This window comes from Amycolatopsis thermophila, from assembly GCF_030814215.1.
Lineage (GTDB): Bacteria > Actinomycetota > Actinomycetes > Mycobacteriales > Pseudonocardiaceae > Amycolatopsis_E > Amycolatopsis_E thermophila.
In genome coordinates this window covers 2,193,396-2,210,348 of sequence record NZ_JAUSUT010000001.1, presented here as the reverse complement: position 1 = coordinate 2,210,348, position 16,953 = coordinate 2,193,396, and the positions used below count along the sequence as shown (strand labels likewise).

Genomic DNA, 16,953 nt, shown 5'->3' with positions numbered 1-16,953 from the left:
GAAACGGGTGCCACGCTCATCAGGCCGCCGCCACGCCGTTGAACCGGACCCGAGACCGCAGGGCCTCACGGGTCGCCCGACGCGCCGCCCGGCGCGCGCTCACCAGATCGGTCAGCTCTCGCGACACCCGGAACGCCTCGACCCGCTCCGCGGCGGCCCACTCGCGCTCCGCCTCCTCAATCAGCGCGTCGATCTCAGCCACCTCAGCCGCCATCGCCTCATCCCGCGCCACAGCGGCAATGTCCTCATCGACCAGCGGAAACAGCGCGTCGACGGCCGCGGGGCTGGTGATTCGTGCGAACTTCATTGCTCTCCTGTTCGTTGAACTTCGAGGACTTCTGTCCTAGGCCAGTTGGCCTGAGTGAGACAGTAAGTAGGACAGATGTGCTTGTCAAGGGTCTGGCCTAGGACAGCGCTAGACTGGGTGCGCTGCGGAAGGGGATTCGATGGTCGTGACCAGGGAAGACATCGCCGGTCAGCTACGTGAACGCATCCTTGCGGGTGATCTCAAGCCGGGGGAGCGGTTGCCCAGCACTCGCGAGCTGGTCGCGCAGCACGGCGGTTCTCGCACCACGGCGAATCAGGCACTTCGGCTGCTCGCTGCGGAAGGTCTTGTCGCCCTGAGGGAGAAGAGTGCCGCGGTTGTGCTCGCTCCCGAGGATGCTGGGAAGACGCCAGAGTCCCGGCTTGCTGACGCTCGGACTGAGCTGCTGGAACTTCGCGACGAAGTCCGCACGATCAGGCACCAGTTCGAAGACCTGGAGCGTCGGTTGTCTGCTGCCTTGGGGCGTCTCGGCTCGTGACGAGTCAACAGGCTCGGCTATGCGGCGAGCTGCCCGGTGAAGGCGGCAATCCCGTCGATGATGCTGCCGATGCCAGCGGCGAGTGCCTTGGCCCAGTTCGCCGCATCGGTCGGGTGCTTCACAACGAAGACCAGTAGCGCGAGCGCGATCAGGGCGCCCAGCACCTTCGGCAGCAGCCCGCTCCCACCAGTCGGGACCGGAATCATGTTGCCCTTCTTGCCCATCGCTACCTCCCAGGTTCTGTGGCTCGGCGGTTTCCGTTGCCATGCCTCAAGATTCGTCTGGTTCCGGCTTCTTGGGGAGATGAGTCCCTGGTGAGTCGTTGGTGATTCGCTCGACTCACCAGGGGCTGACCAGGCACAATGCCCGCAAGGGAGGTGACCGTGGGGGACAGCGGGGCAACCGAGAGCAAGCTTCGCCGTGCTCGCCTTGCCGCCGGGATGACGCAAGGCGAGGTCCGGGCCAAGCTCACGCAGGCTCGCCGTCGCCGGGGCAAGATGCCCCCGAAGGAAGCCAGCTTGAAGCGGATGTACACGTCGTGGGAGACCGGCGCGGTGATCCCGACGGACTGGCGGGACGAACTGTGCGAGGTATTCGAGCTTCCACCGGCAGCGCTCGGGTTGGTCGAGACCACACCGCCACCTGCGCTCGACCTCCCGAGCACATTCGAGGTGGTCCGGCTCGACCCAGCGGTGATTTCGCTGCTAGACCAGCAGACGAACTTCTACCGGCTACAGGACCGGCTGCTGGGGGCGGCGATCATTCCGCAGACCGAAGCCCACGTCCGCAACCTTGAGCAGATGCTGCGAAATGCGCTGCCGAGCGGCCACCTTCCGACAGCGGCGGTGACGCTCGCTGAGGCGGCTGCGCTCGCCGGTTGGCAAGCGCTCGATGCGGGCGATCTCCGGAAAGCGTGGGACCTGCACGACATCGCGAAGTCCGCAGCACGGCAGGGGGAGAACCCAGCCGTGCTCGCGCACGTCACGGCGCAGCAGGCTTACGTGCTGCTCGATGCCGGCCGGGCCGCCGACGCGGTGGAGCTGGTCGAGTACGCGAGCGAACCCGGCCTGCTCGGACGGGTCCCCGCACGCCTTCGGTCGTGGTTGGCCGCGGCGCACGCCGAGTTCCTGGCCGCGGCGGGGGACCGATCCGGCGCGATGCGGCGGCTCGTTCAAGCGGCCGACGTGCTGCCAGCTGGCGACAACGACCCTGAGTTGCCGTACCTGATGCTGAACGGCGCGCACCTCGCCCGGTGGCGAGGCAACTGCTTGGCGCGGCTCGGCGAAGACCAGGCGATCGAGGACCTGACGGCCGCGCTCGATGGGCTCACCACGCTCACCTCACGGCGAGCAGAGGCGGGGCTTCGTGTGGACCTCGCGCTTGCCCTGCGGAAGCGCGGCGACCTGGACGAGTCGCGCGTGCAAGCCCGACAAGCCGCCGAGCTGGCCGGCACAACAGGCTCAGCCCGGCAGCGAGCCCGGATCGCGGAGCTACTTGCCGCCTAGCGCGAGGACGTGAAGCAGGCCGATCAGAGCGCCTGAGTTCCCGACCTGACCAGCGCGAATCAGGTCGGGAACGTCGCGGAAGGGCACCCACTGGAAGGTGCCTTCGTTCTGCTCGGTTGGGTCCGCCACCCGCTCCACGCCCCGGACGACGAAGAGGTGGTTCGGGTTGCGCAGCATGCCCACCGCAGGCTCGAACGTGATCAGCGGCTCGATCGACCGCGGTCGGTACCCAGTCTCTTCCTCGATCTCGCGGACGACGGTCTCCTCAGGCGACTCGTCGCCGTCGATGATGCCGCCGGGTACTTCCCAGCTCCAGATGTCCGGCGCGAACCGGTGCCGCCAGGCCATAAGGATGTGCTCACCATCGTCATCGAAGACGATCGACATGGCGACCGGCGGGAACCACACGGTGTGGTGCTCGAACCGTTCGCCTGATGGCTGCGAAATGTCGGCCAAGCCGACCTTGACCCACTCAGTGTCGTAGACCGATCGTGTCCCGTGGACGATCCACCTGTCCGCCGTCGAACCAGCTCGGTTGTGCTGCCAGTTCGGTCGAGCATTGCTCGCGGTCACTGAGTGAACCTCCTGGACTTAAGGATCAGCGCCCGTAGTCTCCCACGCCCAACGCTCCGTGGCTAACGTCTGTTCCTAGCAAGCAAGTAGCGATCGGATATCACGACACGCCGAGCGTGTGCGACACGCCGGGCGAATTACGAAGCTGTAGTTCTCAGTTATAACCCGCGGCTGACCAGGCGTTTTGCAAAGATGCGCCAACCGTGTCCACATGTTAGCCACAGCTTCGCTGTCAAACTGTGCCCAAATCGGGCTGCTTATCCACAGTCCATCCACAGATGTGTCCCCACCCGTGTTTGCGTGGTGCGCTCCAAGCGGTGCAACATTTGAGGGTGGCTCCCTTCGAGTGGGAGCTGTCGCGGGTCCAAAAGACGGATCCCGGTGGACGAAAGGTGCGAAGTGAACGGCCAGGGGACAGGGGTGTACGACGGCTATGCTCCCCGACGCGACCTCCTGCAACCCGCGTTGCCGACGACGAAGCTGGCGGACTCGGGGGACGACGTCGTACCTGTGATCGAATCGAAGAACCCCTTGCTTGTCGACGCAGGGGCGCCCAGAAGTTCAATGCAACAAAAAACGTCTCGGAACTTGACAGTTCCGAGACGTGAATGGTATTATCGAACAAGCGGGCGATTATGCCTGCGAGCGACACACACCAGTACTTCAATGCCGACACGTTGAAGCTACCCCCGATCGAGTGGGGTGTCAATCAGGTTCACCTGGTTGTGACTGGATGCACGACAAGCGTGCGCGTGGTCGCTCCTACCAGTTAGGAGACAGTGTGAACCACACTGATGCCGCCAGAATTGGCGGCTTTCAATTCCTGGGCTTCGTCCAGGCTGGTCCTCGCAAGAGGGCAAAGGTCGTTGCTGAGCAGCGCGAACTCTATCTCAACCCCCAAGGGCCTGCGTGGATCTACTACGGCCAGCTCTTTGCCGGCTTCCGGAGCGCGCTCAACGCTCCCGACCCTCGCAGCAAGCTCGATCTTGTCGTTGATCGGGCCGCAGCGGCCGATCCGGCCAGGGGGAGGGCCTACGCCGAGGCACGGGATGGTTTCCTCCGCCTGTTGCCTCGTGGTGCGACCGGTGTCCCCAGTAAGCAGCCGAGTTGGCGGGACGGAGAATTGACGGTCGAGCTGCGCAACATGCTCGGTCTGCGACTCCGTGATGGGAAGCTGCTTTACGTCGCTCCTTACGTCAAGGGACCTGAGCTCACACAGGATGACGCCGACGTGCTGCTCTACATGATGGAAGAGACGTTGGAGCAGGCTCTCCCCGGTGGAACTCCTGTCGTGTGGGACGTTCGGCGCGCGAAGCCGTTCAAGTTGCGACAGAACACCAATCGACAGTCGCTTGGTTGCCATGTCCGCGGTCAAGCGGCGGCCTACATGGTTGCCTGGCGTATGGCTGCCTGATGCCCTAGGGGGAGTCCTGGCATTGTCACACCTGTCACTCTGTCACTCTGTGCGTTCTGATCTGCGAAGATAGGAGTGACAGGGGAGTGACAGGCGGGGTGTGGCACCTCTCCCCACACTAATCTCCTGTCACAGGGTCACTGAGGCTGGAACATAGGGGGCTGCCCCCCAATGTTCCAGCCTCTTTCGCCTGGTCAGAGCGCTACCAGTGGGCGACAAAGTGAGCGACAACCACCCCATTGCCCGGCAGACGTCGGTGGACGTCCACGGACGCTGCTGACCAGCATGAATGCGGTTCCGGGCGAGCTAGAAAAGTCTTGATCTTGGCCTGATAACGAAGAGGTCGGAGGTTCAAGTCCTCCTGGGCCCACAGAACGGATCAGGCCCCGTCTCCCAACAGGGAGGCGGGGCCTGAGTCTTGTGGTGGCACCCCGGCCTCATCGGTTCAGCCCGGAACGCGTTTCGGTTGCTGGGGGGCAGCGGGCAGTGGCCAAGGTCAGCGTCATCACGGCCGTCCACGACGGCGGGCACCACTTCTCCCGGAGGGCTGGACGTGGGAGTGGTGCCTGCAGGAGGACGGGAACACCGGTGTCACCGGCGCGCTGCCCGCCGACGAACGGATCCTGATCGGCACGGGCTTGCCGGGGCGAGCCGGGGTCGCGCGGACCATGGCGCTCGCGAGGGCGACCAGCGAGATCGTGCGCACGCTCGACGCGGATGACCTCCTGCTGCCGGGCGCGCTCGCGCGGGACGTCCAAGCCCTGAGCCGGGTCGCGTGGTGCACGTCCGCCTGCGTCGACCTGCTGCCGGACGGCTCGACCCGCCCCGGCCCGGACGACCCACCAGGTGGTCCCGTGCCGCCCGGGCGGTTCTTCAAGCACGAGGCCCACGACGCGGATGGCGGCCGGCCGGGAACCGCTGGTAGAGCCACCGCGTTGCGGCGATCACGGCGTCCTACGACACTCCGGGACCGGTGACGCTGGTAACGGAGGGGTCACGAACCCCGCTCCCGCTGGTTTAGGGTCGACGACTGGACCTCTTCCGAGTGAGCGAATGGAGACCGCCGATGTTCAGCCGCCTGCGTCGACGCGACGGACGTCACGGTGAGCCGGTCACCTTCGCGGCCGGCGCCGGTCTGGTGAGTGCCCGCCTCCGCGACGAGCACGGCAGCCCGCTCTCCGGCGGCGAGATGGTGCTCCGCCACAAGCGCAGCCAGCGGGTCACCCGTGCCGTGTCCGACGACTTCGGCCTGGCCGTCGTCACCGCGGCCACCGGCACCTACGAGGTCGCGGTGTCTTCGGGCGGCTACCGCGAGGTCCGGCACACCGTCGACGTCGCGAGCGGCGACCACACCTCGCTCGGCGACATCGAGCTGCAGCCCGACGCGACCGTCCGCCTGCCCGATCCGGGACGCTGGGTGATCGACCCCGACCACACGTCGATCCGCTTCGTCGCGCGGCACATCGGGTTGTCCCGCGTCCACGGCCGCTTCACCCGGTTCCACGGCAGCATCCACGTGGGCGAGCGCATCGAGAACTCGAGGATCGAGGTCGTCATCGACGCGGCCAGCATCGACACGGCCGCCGAGAAGCGGGACGAGCACCTGCGTTCACCCGACTTCCTCGACGTCGAACGCTTCCCGAAGATCCACTTCTTCAGCGACCGGGCGCGGCGCGCCGCCGGCGACCGGTGGCACATCGACGGCACCCTGAACCTGCGCGGCGCGAGCCGCGGCGTGCGGCTCGACGCGAGCTACCTCGGCCTGCGGTCGTGGAACGGCGACCGGCTGGGCGCGGTCGCCAAGACCGAACTGCACCGCGAGGACTTCACCATCAACTGGCAGCAGACACTCGCGAAGGGCCTGGTCGTGGTCGGCTCGACGATCGAACTCCGCCTCGACGTGCAAGCCGTGCGGGACGCCTGAGCCGCGACGTCGGCGACCACGCACGGAGCGGTCGCGGCCGGCTCCTCGACCGTTTCGATCGCGGCGGCGCCGGCATGGCCGCCGTGCGTGGCGTTCCCACAAGGTCAACCGTGGTTCCACGTGGAACGGCCAGGACAGACGGGGAACCCTGCCGCGTCTGACCTGGCCGTGTCGTGGGGTGTTGCTACTGCTCGCGGCGCTCTCGCGCCTCGCCGAGGGCCGCTTCCTCCCGCGCCCGGTCGGCCTCGGCTTCCTTCTCGCTCACGCGCTGCTGCGCGTCGGCCTTCTCCTGCTGCGCGCGGCCCTCACGCTGGGCGGAGTCGTTGCCGAGGAACGTCCCGGCCGTCTCCTTGACCTTGCCCTTCAGGCCTTCGACCGCGCCCTTGATGCCTTCCTGACGGTCTTCCTTGTCAGTCATGAACTGCCTCCTTGGTCGCCGTCACGACTCGGCTACCCGGAGGATGCGGGCACTAACCACATCACTCCGGGGCGAGCGCCGGCTTGACTGCACTGCGGCCGAATCGGACTTTCGGCCGTTCCACACCGCGCGGAGCGCCGGGGCGGGGGTGCAGTAGCATCGTGAGGTCAGCCGGACCGTTCGAAGAGGGGCCTGAAGGTGAAGAAGCTGCTGGCGCTCGCCGTCGTCGCGGGCGGGGTGCTGTTCGTTATCAAGCGCAACAAGGACGCCAAGGCTGAAGCCGACCTGTGGCGCGAGGCCACAGCCCCGACCGAGCGCCCGCTGGCCGCCGTCTCCACGAACGGCAGCGCGCCGGCGAAGGCCGCCGAGGCCGGCACGAACAACTGAACTCGCGCGAGCCCGAGCGGCTCGCGTCCGGGGCTGTAGCTCAATTGGTAGAGCGCTGCTTTTGCAAGGCAGAGGTCAGGGGTTCGATTCCCCTCAGCTCCACTCGTGGCAGGGTTCGCGCTCATGAGCGGCGCGAGCGGTCCCCAGCCGATCTCCTCGCCGACGACATGCTCAGCCGGTGACGAGATACGTCCGAAATGGACGATGGGGACCCGCTTCCCCCGGTCGTCCTGAGCGCACGCGGCTTTTCCGCGGCTGAGCCCGGCAGTATGCATGCCGGTGAGCCGGTACGACCGGCCGCGGGAGGCGCGGGAGCTGCGCACAGAGGGTGGGGTTGTGGGAGCGGCAGCGGCCGAGTGGCTGGTTCGCCGCGGCGGCGTAGACCAGCGCGCGATGCGGGACGGCGAGCGGCTGCTGCGGACGTCGGAGAACTCGCCGCCCTGGACGAACACGTCGCCCTCGTGCCGGCCGAAGGTGGTCACCCGGCCAGGGCCGGAATACTCGACGAGGTCTGCGCGCGCCACCCAGCGCGGAGATCGCCACGCCGCCACGCGAGTTTTCTGTGACATCTCGGGCGGATTCGCCCCGTTCGGGCGGCTGATCCTGGACAATCGGGCCACTGTTCCTTGATCGCTGGGGTTCGCTTGTCCACTTGGTTCGTCTGGCTGCTCGCTGCCGTGGTACTCGTCGTGGCCGGCGTGGTCGCGGTCGTCCTGCCGCGGCGGCGGCAGTGGCGTCAGGAGACCGGCGCGGCGTGGTCCCGCGCCCGCGCGGCGGTCGCCACCGCGCAGATCAGCCGGGACGCCGCCACGGGTGACGATCCCGAGGCCGCGCAACTCCTCGCCCGCGCGGAACGGATGATCGCCGACGGTGGGGGTTCGCGGGCCGCCGACACCGCCGCCGGGTACGCCCGTCGCGCGGATCGGCTGTGGCGGGGTGAACGGTGATCCCCCGGAAGCTCGAGTGGCTGCGCTGGGGCTGCCTCGCCGCCGCGATCGTCGTCCTCGTTGTCTTCCTGGTCGCCCAGAAGCAGACCGTCGACGTCAGCTATGGCCAGTCGCCCGCCTCGAGCGCCTACGTCGAAGGCAGCGCCGGCGAAATCAGCGACGCGTCGGTGCCCTCGTCGGAGGAGATGACCGCCCTCCTGCGGGCCAACTCGGTCGTGCGGCTGCCCGGCTCGATCGCGCAGTGGGACGAACAACGGGTCCGCGACGCCATCGGCACCAAGGACGTCCGCATCCTGGTCGCTCCGCCCGGCCTCACCGAAGACGAACGCGATCGCGTCAAGGACGTCGAGGCCACCATCCACATCGTCGGCACCGAGGTCACCAGCGACGCCGGCCAGGCGGTCGCCGACCGGATCACCGGCTGGCGCGCCCAGTTCGCCACCGGCGACGTCACCAGCCTCCTGCTCCTCCTCATCGCCAAGGCCACCGACCAGCCCGAACCACCCGACACCGACACCCTCCGGTTCCGCGAGCCGACCCCGGCCGAGCTCGCCCCGGTGACCGCGGACCTGCGCGCGACCGGCACCCACATCGCGCCCGGCGCCACCCTGACCGGCCTTCCCGACAGCGCTGCCACCGCCTTCCCGGGTGGCGCCCTCTTCGTCGTCCTGCCGCGGCAACCGGCCGGTCAGCCGGTCCCGGACTACGGCACCGCGCTGACCGCCGTCTTCCCGGACCGGCCCCTCGTCGTGATGATCGGCGACTGGGTCGAGTACCACGGCCCGCAGGCGGCCGACTTCGCCGAGGTCGCCGCCGCCAGCTTCTACAGCCGGTTCGGCGACCGGCTCAGCACGTACGCCTACCCGCAACGCAACATCCTCGGCGCCTACCTCGCCCGCGTCACCGACGTCCGCTACTCCGGCCTCTTCGACCGGCCCCTGCCGTACCAGCCGTTCGACCCGCTGCGCGTCGCCCTGCCCGCCCTGCCGTGGGTCTTCGCCGGGTGCGCGCTCGTCTTCCTCGTCCTCTCGGCCCGCACGATCCGGCCCCGCGCCCCGGCACGCACCGGTTCGCCGGCTCGCCTGGCCGGGCTCACCGCGCTCGCCATCGAGGTATCCGGTCTCAGCAGCGACCCGTCGCTGACCAGGGCGATCGCCACCCTGCAATCGGCCGGCGAAGCACTCGGCCAGAACCTGCCGGACAGTCACGTCGCGGCTCTGCTCGACGACGCGGCCGCCGAACTCGACCACGTCGCCCGGACCCTGGGCCGCCGCGAGTACCGGCCGGCCGTCTACCTGCGGGGCAGGCTCGCATGACCCGGTTGTTCGGCTTCTTCCGCACCGCGTTCGGGTTCGCCGTGCTGGGTTTCCTGGTGTTCGCCGGCTGGGCGTTGTGGACCGCCGGGCTGTTCGACGGCGCCGTCGCCCGGGACGTCCGGACCACTTCCGTCCACGTCGCCGACGGGGTCGGGGTCGACGAAACGGCCGCCGAACGGATCATCGGCAACCGCAGGCTCGTCGTGGTCTTCGAACAACCCGGGAGCGACCTCCGCGAGGTGTGCGACGACGTCGAGGACGCGGCCGAGGGCACCGTGGTGCTGATGCTGAGCCAGGGCGACGACGAGTACGACACCTACGGCTGCACGCTGCTCGGCGGCGACACCGCACGGGACATCGGCCGCGCCTTCGTCATCGAGTCGGTCATCGCCGACGGCGTCGACCAGTTCACCGACCGTCCCCTCGAAGCGCTCAAGGTGGTCGCGGTCAACTACGACCAGCTGGTGCACGCGGGCCTCGTCCCCGACGGCAGCCGGGAGATCAGCCCCTCGCTGCCGCGCTACCTCACGGCCGCCGCTGCGATCGCCGCGGTCGTGCTCGGCGCGGCCGCCATCCAGCTCGCGGCCCGCCGCGCGGCGAAGTTCGCCGTGCTCCGGCAGGAACAGCGCGAGGCCACCGGTGACGCGCGCAGCACACTCACCGCCGGTGCCGCCGTGCTGGCCCAGCAGATCATCGACCTCGACGCGCGCCATTCCGGCGACAAGCGGTACCGGCGGATCATCGACGACTACGTGCGGTTGCTGGCCGACATCCCGAAGGCGAGCACCGAGGCGCACTACACCGCGCTGGCCGGGCGGGTCGACGCGCTCAGCGAGCGGTGCCGCAAGCTCACGTAGAGTTGCGGTGATGGCAGGCAGAGGCACGAACCGCAGGCGTGACACCCGGCGCCCGGTTCCCGGGCGGTACCCCGTCCGCTTCGGGCTCGCCGAACTGCTCGCCGACGCCGACCGCGCCAACGCGTGGCTCCTCACCGTCGACGAGGTCGCTCAGTCCTATGTGGATCTCGACGATCCGGCGCACCTCGAGTTCGAGTACGTCCGGCGCATCGGCGACGTGATCGACTGCCTCGACGCGGGACCGCTCGACGCCCTGCACCTCGGCGGCGCCGGATGCACCGTGCCGCGCTACATCGCGGCGACCCGGCCCGGCTCGCGGCAGCTGGTCTTCGACGCCGACGAACCGCTCATCGACCTCGTGCGCGAGCAGCTCGACCTGCGCAGCGTGCCGAACCTGCGCGTGCGCATCTCCGACGGACGGGAAGGCGTCACGACGCGGCGGGACGACTCGGCCGACCTCGTCGTCGCGGACGTCTTCCAGCGCGCCCGGATGCCCGGCGACGTGGCGACGCTGGAGTTCACCGGCGACGTCGACCGGGTCCTCCGTCCGACTGGCACCTACCTCATCAACGTCGCCGACGGGCCGGGCCTGAAGTTCGCCCGGCGGGTGGTCGCCACGATCGGCACGGTGTTCCCGCACGTCGTGATGCTCGCCGATTCCGGGGTGCTGCGCGGGCGCCGGTTCGGCAACGTCGTGCTCGCCGCGTCGCGCAAGGACCTCCCGCTCGCCGGGATCAGCCGCCGCGCCGCCTCGGCGGCCTTCCCGGCCCGCGTCACCAGCGGCGCCGACCTGGACCGGTTCCGCGGCAACGCCAAGCCGATCACCGACGACGAGGCCGTCGACACCCCGCGCCCGCCGTGGAACGTCTTCGGCCTGCCCCCGAAGACCTAGGTGTACTGCGGCGTGGCCGCCGAGCGCGTTGTGGCTGGTGTGTTCGGCACAGGTGGGCCGGAGTCCCGCTGCAGGAAAGCGGCGCAGCTGTCGCCCTACTCGTCCGGCAGGATCTCGGAGTAGGCCAGCCGGGAGTGGTTATCGATAGCGCGTGGACGTAGTCGAAGCCGATTGTGGTGGTGCGGTCGCGGGTGGCTCCAACCCGCCGCCACCCACGTCTTGGCCAAGTACACCTAGGACCTGATCTGCGCCAGGTGGTTGTAGGCCGAGGCGCGGGAGATGCCCAGCGCGGCCGCCACCTCGGGCACCGCCTTCTGCAGTGCGAACAGCCCGCGCTCGTCCAGGGCGCGGAACAGGTCCAGCCGCTCGGTGCGCGTCATCCGGCTCACCGGCCGCCCGAGCTTCAGCTCCTCCTCGGCCACCACGGCCCGGATCAGCTGCCCGACGTCGTTGGTGAACGTCGTGGTCGCGTCGGGCAGCGCGGTCACCGCCGCCAGCTCGCCGAGCAACACCGCCGCGTGCCGCAGGTCGGTCACATCCACGTTGACGCACAGCGCGCCGAACACCTCACCGTCGCGGTCGCGCAACAGCAGCGTCGACGCCTTGATGACGCGGCCGGCGTCGGTCCGCGTCAGGTAGTTGATCTGGTCCCGCGCGTCCCGGCCCTGCTTGAGCAGGCTCAGCCCGAGCTCGCTCATCGCACCGCCCGGCGCCCGCCCGGTGACCTCGCCGGCGACCGCGACGACGGAGCCCTCCGGCCGGCGGTAGTCGTGCAGGACGACCTCGCAGTTGCTGCCGAACGTGGCCGCCAGGCCGTCGAGCACGGGTCGGAGCGCGGCGAGCACCGCGTCGGCATCGGTCACCTGGGCATGATGTACAGAGCTTGGATCGATTGTCTAGCGCGCCTCGCCGACCAGGATGTCGACGGCCCTGTCATTGCGGGTGGTCTCCCGCGCGATGTCCTCGTCCGGCGGGTAGAAGCCGGGGAACGGGCCGGTCGGGTACATCTCGAAGGTGTAGCTGAGGATCTTGTGGGTGCCCCACATCCAGTCGTTGATGTCGCCGTCGGTGACGTAGAGGTCGCTGGACTGCTTGGCCTGGTAGCCGTTGGTCCCGGCCATCCGCTGGCCGACGTCGCGGAAGCGGGCGTTCTCCTCGGCCGTCATGCCCTCGCCGGTGTCGTCCTTGGTGTGCCCGAACGGCCAGAGCACCAGTTCTGAGTAGGTGTGGAAGTCGATGTGGGCCTTGATCCGCTGGGTTCCGCCGACCACGCGCGAGTCGACGAACCGCGACACCGCCTGCGTCTCCGGCTCGGAGAACGCGGCCGGGCCGTGGTAGGTCTCCGACGCCGGCCGCGAACTCGAACCGTCGCAGCAACCCCACTTGTAGCCCCAGTTGCGGTTGAGGTCCGCGCCGATCTCGTCGCCGCCCGCGACGGGCTTGCGGTTCTTGCGCCAGTACTTGTAGTCGGTGCCGGAGATGTCGTACTCGGAGCCGTCCGGGTTGACGTTGGGGATCACCCAGATCACGTGGCCGTCCACCATCGCCCTGACGTTCGGGTCGGTCGCGTACCCGTCGGTGAAGCGCTGCACGATGTGCAGGCACATCTCGGTGGTCAGGTGCTCGCGGGCGTGCTGGTTGCAGGTGAACAGCACTTCCGGCTCGCCCTCGTCCGCCGCGACGTCGTCGCTGATCTTCAGCACGTTCAGGTCGCGGCCCTCGAAGGACTTGCCCACGCTGGACAGCGCCACGAGGTCCGGGTGGTTCGCGGCCGCCTTCTGCAGTTCCGCCGTGACCTCGGCGTAGGTGTGGTAGCCCTCATCGCCTGCCGGGAAGTCCGCCGCCGCCGCGCGAGCGGGTGCGGCCGCAGTCAGCAGGGCGGCTCCGGTCACCAGGGCCAGCAGAGTGCCGGCGGCCCGCCGTGAATACATTTCGCCTCCGGACGAACACGAAGAGTAGCGCTTCTCTTACTCTGCTGTAGCGGCGCGTCCCCCACAACCCGGGGAGCACCGGATGGTTGACTGGCCGGGCCATGCGACGAGTACTGCCCACCCTGTTCGCAGCTGCCGCGCTGGCCGGCTGCGCCGCGCAACCGGCGCCGCCGGCGACTCCGCCGTCCTCGAGCGCGCCAGCGACGACCGCCGTGCAGCTGCCGCCTGAACCCGCGCCCGTGCGCGCCGCCAAGTGTCCGTACCTGGACAGCCAGTTCGTCGCCGACGCGAACGGGCAGCGGGTGTCCAAGGTCGAGATCTCCGCCGACCAGCCGCACCCGGCCTGCTTCTTCTACGCGCTGACCGGCAAGGTCCAGCTCACCGTGCGGGTCTACACCGGCGATCCGGCTGTCGCGAAGGCGCTCGTCGATCAGGCCGCCCCGGTCGCCACCAGCAACCCCGCGACCGATCCGCCAGGGTGGCAGGGCGGTTACGCAGCGAAACCGGACGGCGCGGTATATGCCGTGGCCAGGGCCGGTACGGCGGTCATCGTGACGACCAACCAGCAACAGACGGTGAAGGCGAGAACCGTTGCCCGGCAGGCGATCGCGGGCCTTTAAGGCCGCCAGGGTGCAGTGTCAAGTTGATCTTGTATTACCCTGATCGCACCTCGCAGCCGGGAGGACCAGCACGCGACCGGTCGAGACCCGCGGCCAGCCCTCGCGTGCCACGGACTGCGAGTCCCCCCGTGTACCTCGATGTGAAGAAGGACAGACATTCGTGGCTGACACCCTCAAGGAAATCCTGCTCGACTCCAGCAGGCGTCCGGCCGTCGTGAGCGACCTCGAGACGCTGGTCGACGAAGAGGTCTCGGACAAGGGCGGCGTGTCCGGCGCCGTCATCAAGACCGGCTTCGCCGCGGTCAAGAAGATCAAGCCGGGCATCATCGGCTCCGCCGTGGACAGCCTGCTCGACGACTTCGCCGCCGCGCTCGAGCCGTTCTACGCCGACTACCGGGCCCAGGGTGGCGCCGACTTCGGTGCCTTCCTGTCCGGCCGTGGCGACCAGGCCGCCGACGCGCTGCTGGGCGTCACCGACGCGCGCGCCGCCAAGAGCAGCCGTGACAGCATCAAGAAGGTGTACGAGAAGCTGCGCCCGAACGGCAAGAAGAACGTCGAGGAGGCGCTGCCCCGCCTGGGCAAGCTGATCGACAAGCACGCGGCCGCCGCCTGAGGCGGGTCACGGACGCACCACGGCCGCTTCCCCGGTCAACCGGGGAAGCGGCCGTTCGCGTGTCCGGGGGAGGGCCGGGCGTGCCCGGGGCAGGCGGAAGTGCCGCTCGACCCGCGCCGAGCGGCACCTGCCGTGGACGTGCTAGTTCGGCTTCTCCGCGGGCGACGGGCTCGGCGCGTGCTGGCCGTTCGCCGTCGACTCCGGAGTGGCCGGCGGGGTGGCGCGCGGCGGCTCGGTGGCCACCGGCGGCTCCTGCTTGCCGCGCAGCGCGACCGCCGCACCCGCGGCCAGGACGCCCAGCACCAGGAAGAGCGGCCACTTGCGGCGCCGCTTGGTGCCCTTGGCGGCGAGCCTGGCCTCCTCGAGCGCGGCCTGGAAGTCCTTCTTGGCCTGCTTGAAGTCCTTCTTCGCCTTGCGCTTCGACTGGCCGGCGGCCTTGGCGGCCTGCAGGGCGGCCTTGCGGGCCTTGCGGCCCGGCTTGCGCAGCTCGGCCAGCCGCTCGGCGGCCTCCTTGCGCGCCTGCTTGCTCGCCTTCGCCAGGTCCTTGCGGGCCTGTTTGCCCCGCTTCGCGGCCTCCTTGCGCGCCTCTTCGGTGCTCTCGGAAAGCCGCTTCTCGGCCGCCTGAGCGGCCTGTGCGGCCACCTCGGCGCCCGCCTTGCCGACCTCGACGGCCCGCTTGCTCAGGCCGAGCAGGCCGGCCCTGGCCGACTCACCCACCGAGTCCGCAGCTCGGGTCATGGCCTTTCACCTCGACAATCGTTTCGTCTCACGTTCCCATCCCCGTAACCATCCTGCCCGTTTCCGGACGATCCCGCTGCGGATGGCACGATGAAGGCGTGACCCAGAGCAGTGAATCCTCCGTTGGTGCGAAGGCGACCGCCGTCCTGCACACCAACGCCGGGGACATCCGGATCAACCTTTTCCCTGATCACGCCCCCAAGACGGTGGCCAACTTCGTCGGCCTCGCCGAGGGCACGAAGGAGTACCAGCGCCCGAACGCCAAGGGCGAGAACTCCGGCCCGTTCTACGACGGCGCGATCTTCCACCGCGTCATCTCGGGCTTCATGATCCAGGGCGGCGACCCGACCGGCACCGGCCGCGGCGGACCGGGCTACCAGTTCGGCGACGAGTTCCACCCCGAGCTGCAGTTCGACCGGCCGTACCTGCTGGCGATGGCGAACGCGGGCCCGGGCACCAACGGCTCGCAGTTCTTCATCACCGTGGCCAAGACGCCGCACCTGAACTTCAAGCACACGATCTTCGGCGAGGTCGCCGACCAGCAGTCGCGGGACGTCGTGGACTCGATCGCGAACACCGCGACCGGCCCGGCCGACAAGCCGCTGCAGGACGTCGTCATCGAGAAGATCGACATCCAGCGCGAGGGCTGAGGGTAGGTTGGAGGCATCGTGAACATGCCTCCGCACCCGCCTGCCTCGCAGCCGCCCCAGCAGTCGGCCCTGCCCGGTTGCTGGTGGCACCCGTCGCGCCCCACCGGGCTCACCTGCGTCCGGTGCGGCCGTCCGGCGTGCCCGGACTGCCTGCGTGAGGCGTCGGTCGGCTACCAGTGCCTCGACTGCGTGCAGACCGGGCGCCGCGAGCAGAACGTCCAGCGGTACACGCCCCGGACGGTCGCCGGTGCGCAGCTTTCGCACCGGCCGGTGGTCACACCGGTCCTCATCGGGCTCAACGTGGTGGCGTACGTGCTCACCGCGGCGCAGGCGGGCAGCCTGACCGGCAACGAGACGGCCCGGTTCTTCGGCGACGGAGTGCTGTGGCCGCCGGCGATCGCCGGCCACGGTGAGTGGTGGCGCCTGCTCGCGTCTGGCTTCCTGCACTACGGGCCGATCCACCTGGCGGTCAACATGCTCGCCCTGTGGATCCTGGGGCGGGACATGGAGACCCTGCTCGGCCGGGTCCGCTTCGCCGCGCTCTACCTCGTGTCGCTGCTGGGTGGCGCCGTGTCGGTGTACGCGTTCGACGGGGTCGAGCGCGGCACCGCGGGCGCGTCCGGCGCGATCTACGGGCTGCTCGGCGGCATGCTGATCGCCGTCATCCGGCTCCGGCTCAACCCGGCCTACGCGATCGGCACGATCGTGCTGAACCTGGTCCTCACCGTGTCGATCCCCGGTATCTCGCTGCTGGGCCACCTCGGCGGCCTGGTCGTGGGAGCGCTCGTCACGGCAGCGATGGTGTACGCGCCGGCGAGGGGACGCCGGTACTGGCAGGGCGGCGCGGTGGCGGTGCTGGTCATCGCGTTGGTGGTGCTGGTGTTCGTGCGGGACGCGCAGCTGGCGAGCGTGGTGTGCGGGTACCGCGGCGGCGAGCTCTACTGCGGCAAGCCGACCGGTTAGGGCTTCAGCGCGGTCAGGGTGTCGAGCACGTCCCGCGGGTCCGCGCCGAGTTCGAGCCATCCGAACACGTAGAGCTGCTCGCCCGCCTCGATCTCGAGCGTCGCCGCGTCCCGGCCGAGTCGGCGCGTGGTGCGCACGCGGGCGGTCACGTCGGGCCAGTCGAGGTCGTGCTTTCCCGTCGTGGTGCGGATTCGCAGCCCGCGCGGGTCGGCGGTCAAGCGCGGCCGCACGAGCAAACCGTGCAGGGACAACGCGGTCAGCGCGACCGCCGCGACCGTGAAGAAGACCGTGCTCATCCGGTCGCCGGCGAGGACCGCGGCGACGATCGCGAAAACCGCGGCGGCACAGCCGGTTCCGACCAGAACCGGCCGCGGAGCCCAATGCGGGGACGAGTTATCCACA

At 69.3% G+C, this 16,953-nt stretch carries 22 protein-coding genes, 1 tRNA gene and 1 pseudogene; 15 read left to right on the top strand and 9 right to left on the bottom strand.

Features of this window, described 5'->3' with window-relative positions:
* Positions 1-19: 19 nt before the first annotated feature.
* On the bottom strand, positions 20-307 hold the full coding sequence (locus tag FB470_RS10975) for a hypothetical protein (protein WP_306990787.1): 288 nt from the start codon (positions 305-307) through the stop codon (positions 20-22).
* Between the two features lie 139 nt (positions 308-446).
* On the opposite strand from FB470_RS10975, the gene FB470_RS10970 reads away from it, so the two are divergent.
* Positions 447-803 (top strand): winged helix-turn-helix domain-containing protein, encoded by a 357-nt coding sequence (locus FB470_RS10970; RefSeq protein ID WP_306990786.1) that lies wholly within the window; start codon positions 447-449, stop codon positions 801-803.
* A gap of 17 nt (positions 804-820) precedes the next feature.
* Here FB470_RS10970 and FB470_RS10965 read toward each other — a convergent pair whose 3' ends face one another.
* Complete coding sequence (locus FB470_RS10965; RefSeq protein ID WP_306990785.1) at positions 821-1,027, bottom strand: hypothetical protein; 207 nt, start codon at positions 1,025-1,027, stop codon at positions 821-823.
* Positions 1,028-1,186: 159 nt separating this feature from the next.
* Here FB470_RS10965 and FB470_RS10960 point away from each other — a divergent pair, with 159 nt between their 5' ends.
* Complete coding sequence (locus tag FB470_RS10960) at positions 1,187-2,308, top strand: tetratricopeptide repeat protein (protein ID WP_306990784.1); 1,122 nt, start codon at positions 1,187-1,189, stop codon at positions 2,306-2,308.
* Here FB470_RS10960 and FB470_RS10955 read toward each other — a convergent pair.
* On the bottom strand, positions 2,294-2,881 hold the full coding sequence (locus tag FB470_RS10955; RefSeq protein WP_306990783.1) for an NUDIX hydrolase: 588 nt from the start codon (positions 2,879-2,881) through the stop codon (positions 2,294-2,296). The genes FB470_RS10960 and FB470_RS10955 overlap by 15 nt on opposite strands.
* 781 nt (positions 2,882-3,662) lie before the next feature.
* Between FB470_RS10955 and FB470_RS10950 the strand changes: the two genes are divergently transcribed.
* The 3 genes from FB470_RS10950 to FB470_RS10940 all read left to right on the top strand — a co-directional run bounded on the left by FB470_RS10950 (position 3,663) and on the right by FB470_RS10940 (position 6,219).
* Positions 3,663-4,295 (top strand): hypothetical protein, encoded by a 633-nt coding sequence (locus FB470_RS10950; protein WP_306990782.1) that lies wholly within the window; start codon positions 3,663-3,665, stop codon positions 4,293-4,295.
* Positions 4,296-4,963: 668 nt separating this feature from the next.
* Positions 4,964-5,272, top strand: coding sequence for a hypothetical protein (locus FB470_RS10945; protein WP_306990781.1), 309 nt, complete (start codon positions 4,964-4,966; stop codon positions 5,270-5,272).
* A gap of 89 nt (positions 5,273-5,361) precedes the next feature.
* Positions 5,362-6,219, top strand: a complete 858-nt coding sequence (locus tag FB470_RS10940) for a YceI family protein (RefSeq protein ID WP_306990780.1) — start codon at positions 5,362-5,364, stop codon at positions 6,217-6,219.
* A gap of 184 nt (positions 6,220-6,403) precedes the next feature.
* Here the strand turns inward: FB470_RS10940 and mbp1 are convergent, their stop codons facing one another.
* Positions 6,404-6,637 (bottom strand): microaggregate-binding protein 1, encoded by a 234-nt coding sequence (gene mbp1, locus FB470_RS10935; protein WP_306990779.1) that lies wholly within the window; start codon positions 6,635-6,637, stop codon positions 6,404-6,406.
* A 198-nt stretch (positions 6,638-6,835) separates the two neighbouring features.
* On the opposite strand from mbp1, the gene FB470_RS10930 reads away from it, so the two are divergent.
* The 6 genes from FB470_RS10930 (at position 6,836) to FB470_RS10905 (ending at position 11,036) form a co-directional block, all read left to right on the top strand.
* Positions 6,836-7,024 (top strand): DLW-39 family protein, encoded by a 189-nt coding sequence (locus tag FB470_RS10930; protein ID WP_017985983.1) that lies wholly within the window; start codon positions 6,836-6,838, stop codon positions 7,022-7,024.
* 29 nt (positions 7,025-7,053) lie between these two features.
* Positions 7,054-7,126: transfer RNA gene (locus FB470_RS10925), tRNA-Ala, on the top strand.
* A 542-nt stretch (positions 7,127-7,668) separates the two neighbouring features.
* Positions 7,669-7,971 (top strand): DUF6403 family protein, encoded by a 303-nt coding sequence (locus FB470_RS10920; protein ID WP_306990778.1) that lies wholly within the window; start codon positions 7,669-7,671, stop codon positions 7,969-7,971.
* Complete coding sequence (locus FB470_RS10915; protein ID WP_306990777.1) at positions 7,968-9,287, top strand: hypothetical protein; 1,320 nt, start codon at positions 7,968-7,970, stop codon at positions 9,285-9,287. The genes FB470_RS10920 and FB470_RS10915 overlap by 4 nt, the downstream gene beginning before the upstream one ends.
* Positions 9,284-10,144 (top strand): hypothetical protein, encoded by an 861-nt coding sequence (locus tag FB470_RS10910; protein WP_306990776.1) that lies wholly within the window; start codon positions 9,284-9,286, stop codon positions 10,142-10,144. The genes FB470_RS10915 and FB470_RS10910 overlap by 4 nt, the downstream gene beginning before the upstream one ends.
* A 10-nt stretch (positions 10,145-10,154) precedes the next feature.
* Positions 10,155-11,036 (top strand): spermidine synthase, encoded by an 882-nt coding sequence (locus FB470_RS10905; RefSeq protein WP_306990775.1) that lies wholly within the window; start codon positions 10,155-10,157, stop codon positions 11,034-11,036.
* A 98-nt stretch (positions 11,037-11,134) separates the two neighbouring features.
* Here FB470_RS10905 and FB470_RS35740 read toward each other — a convergent pair.
* The 3 genes and pseudogenes from FB470_RS35740 to FB470_RS10895 form a co-directional block, all read right to left on the bottom strand.
* Positions 11,135-11,250 (bottom strand): annotated as a pseudogene (locus FB470_RS35740) (IS481 family transposase); the annotation flags it as partial.
* Positions 11,251-11,269: 19 nt separating this feature from the next.
* Positions 11,270-11,899 carry a helix-turn-helix transcriptional regulator gene (locus FB470_RS10900; RefSeq protein WP_306990774.1) on the bottom strand — a complete coding sequence of 210 codons (630 nt, stop codon included), beginning with the start codon at positions 11,897-11,899 and terminating at the stop codon, positions 11,270-11,272.
* A gap of 33 nt (positions 11,900-11,932) precedes the next feature.
* On the bottom strand, positions 11,933-12,940 hold the full coding sequence (locus FB470_RS10895; protein WP_306999195.1) for a M14 family metallopeptidase: 1,008 nt from the start codon (positions 12,938-12,940) through the stop codon (positions 11,933-11,935).
* A gap of 128 nt (positions 12,941-13,068) precedes the next feature.
* On the opposite strand from FB470_RS10895, the gene FB470_RS10890 reads away from it, so the two are divergent.
* Positions 13,069-13,587, top strand: a complete 519-nt coding sequence (locus tag FB470_RS10890; RefSeq protein WP_306990773.1) for a DUF2020 domain-containing protein — start codon at positions 13,069-13,071, stop codon at positions 13,585-13,587.
* Between the two features lie 160 nt (positions 13,588-13,747).
* Positions 13,748-14,200 (top strand): DUF6918 family protein, encoded by a 453-nt coding sequence (locus FB470_RS10885; RefSeq protein WP_306990772.1) that lies wholly within the window; start codon positions 13,748-13,750, stop codon positions 14,198-14,200.
* Positions 14,201-14,341: 141 nt separating this feature from the next.
* Here FB470_RS10885 and FB470_RS10880 read toward each other — a convergent pair whose 3' ends face one another.
* Positions 14,342-14,917 (bottom strand): hypothetical protein, encoded by a 576-nt coding sequence (locus FB470_RS10880; RefSeq protein ID WP_370876659.1) that lies wholly within the window; start codon positions 14,915-14,917, stop codon positions 14,342-14,344.
* A gap of 119 nt (positions 14,918-15,036) precedes the next feature.
* On the opposite strand from FB470_RS10880, the gene FB470_RS10875 reads away from it, so the two are divergent.
* Both FB470_RS10875 and FB470_RS10870 read left to right on the top strand, forming a co-directional pair.
* On the top strand, positions 15,037-15,588 hold the full coding sequence (locus FB470_RS10875; protein ID WP_306990770.1) for a peptidylprolyl isomerase: 552 nt from the start codon (positions 15,037-15,039) through the stop codon (positions 15,586-15,588).
* 24 nt (positions 15,589-15,612) lie between these two features.
* Positions 15,613-16,551, top strand: a complete 939-nt coding sequence (locus tag FB470_RS10870; protein WP_306999193.1) for a rhomboid family intramembrane serine protease — start codon at positions 15,613-15,615, stop codon at positions 16,549-16,551.
* Here the strand turns inward: FB470_RS10870 and FB470_RS10865 are convergent.
* The gene (locus tag FB470_RS10865; RefSeq protein ID WP_306990769.1) at positions 16,548-16,952 is read right to left on the bottom strand and encodes a PH domain-containing protein; all 405 of its coding nucleotides are present in this window, start codon (positions 16,950-16,952) and stop codon (positions 16,548-16,550) included. The two genes, FB470_RS10870 and FB470_RS10865, sit on opposite strands and share 4 nt — an antisense overlap.
* Between the last annotated feature and the right edge of the window lies 1 nt (position 16,953).

Bases quoted from the DNA above. Each gene is read 5' to 3' on its own strand.
- FB470_RS10910 (WP_306990776.1), top strand. From the start codon at position 9,284: ATGACCCGGTTGTTCGGCTTCTTCCGCACCGCGTTCGGGTTCGCCGTG.
- FB470_RS10970 (WP_306990786.1), top strand. From the start codon at position 447: ATGGTCGTGACCAGGGAAGACATCGCCGGTCAGCTACGTGAACGCATC.
- FB470_RS10975 (WP_306990787.1), bottom strand. From the start codon at position 307: ATGAAGTTCGCACGAATCACCAGCCCCGCGGCCGTCGACGCGCTGTTT.
- FB470_RS10940 (WP_306990780.1), top strand. From the start codon at position 5,362: ATGTTCAGCCGCCTGCGTCGACGCGACGGACGTCACGGTGAGCCGGTC.
- FB470_RS10870 (WP_306999193.1), top strand. From the start codon at position 15,613: ATGCCTCCGCACCCGCCTGCCTCGCAGCCGCCCCAGCAGTCGGCCCTG.
- FB470_RS10905 (WP_306990775.1), top strand. From the start codon at position 10,155: ATGGCAGGCAGAGGCACGAACCGCAGGCGTGACACCCGGCGCCCGGTT.
- FB470_RS10945 (WP_306990781.1), top strand. From the start codon at position 4,964: ATGGCGCTCGCGAGGGCGACCAGCGAGATCGTGCGCACGCTCGACGCG.
- FB470_RS10890 (WP_306990773.1), top strand. From the start codon at position 13,069: ATGCGACGAGTACTGCCCACCCTGTTCGCAGCTGCCGCGCTGGCCGGC.
- mbp1 (WP_306990779.1), bottom strand. From the start codon at position 6,637: ATGACTGACAAGGAAGACCGTCAGGAAGGCATCAAGGGCGCGGTCGAA.
- FB470_RS10965 (WP_306990785.1), bottom strand. From the start codon at position 1,027: ATGGGCAAGAAGGGCAACATGATTCCGGTCCCGACTGGTGGGAGCGGG.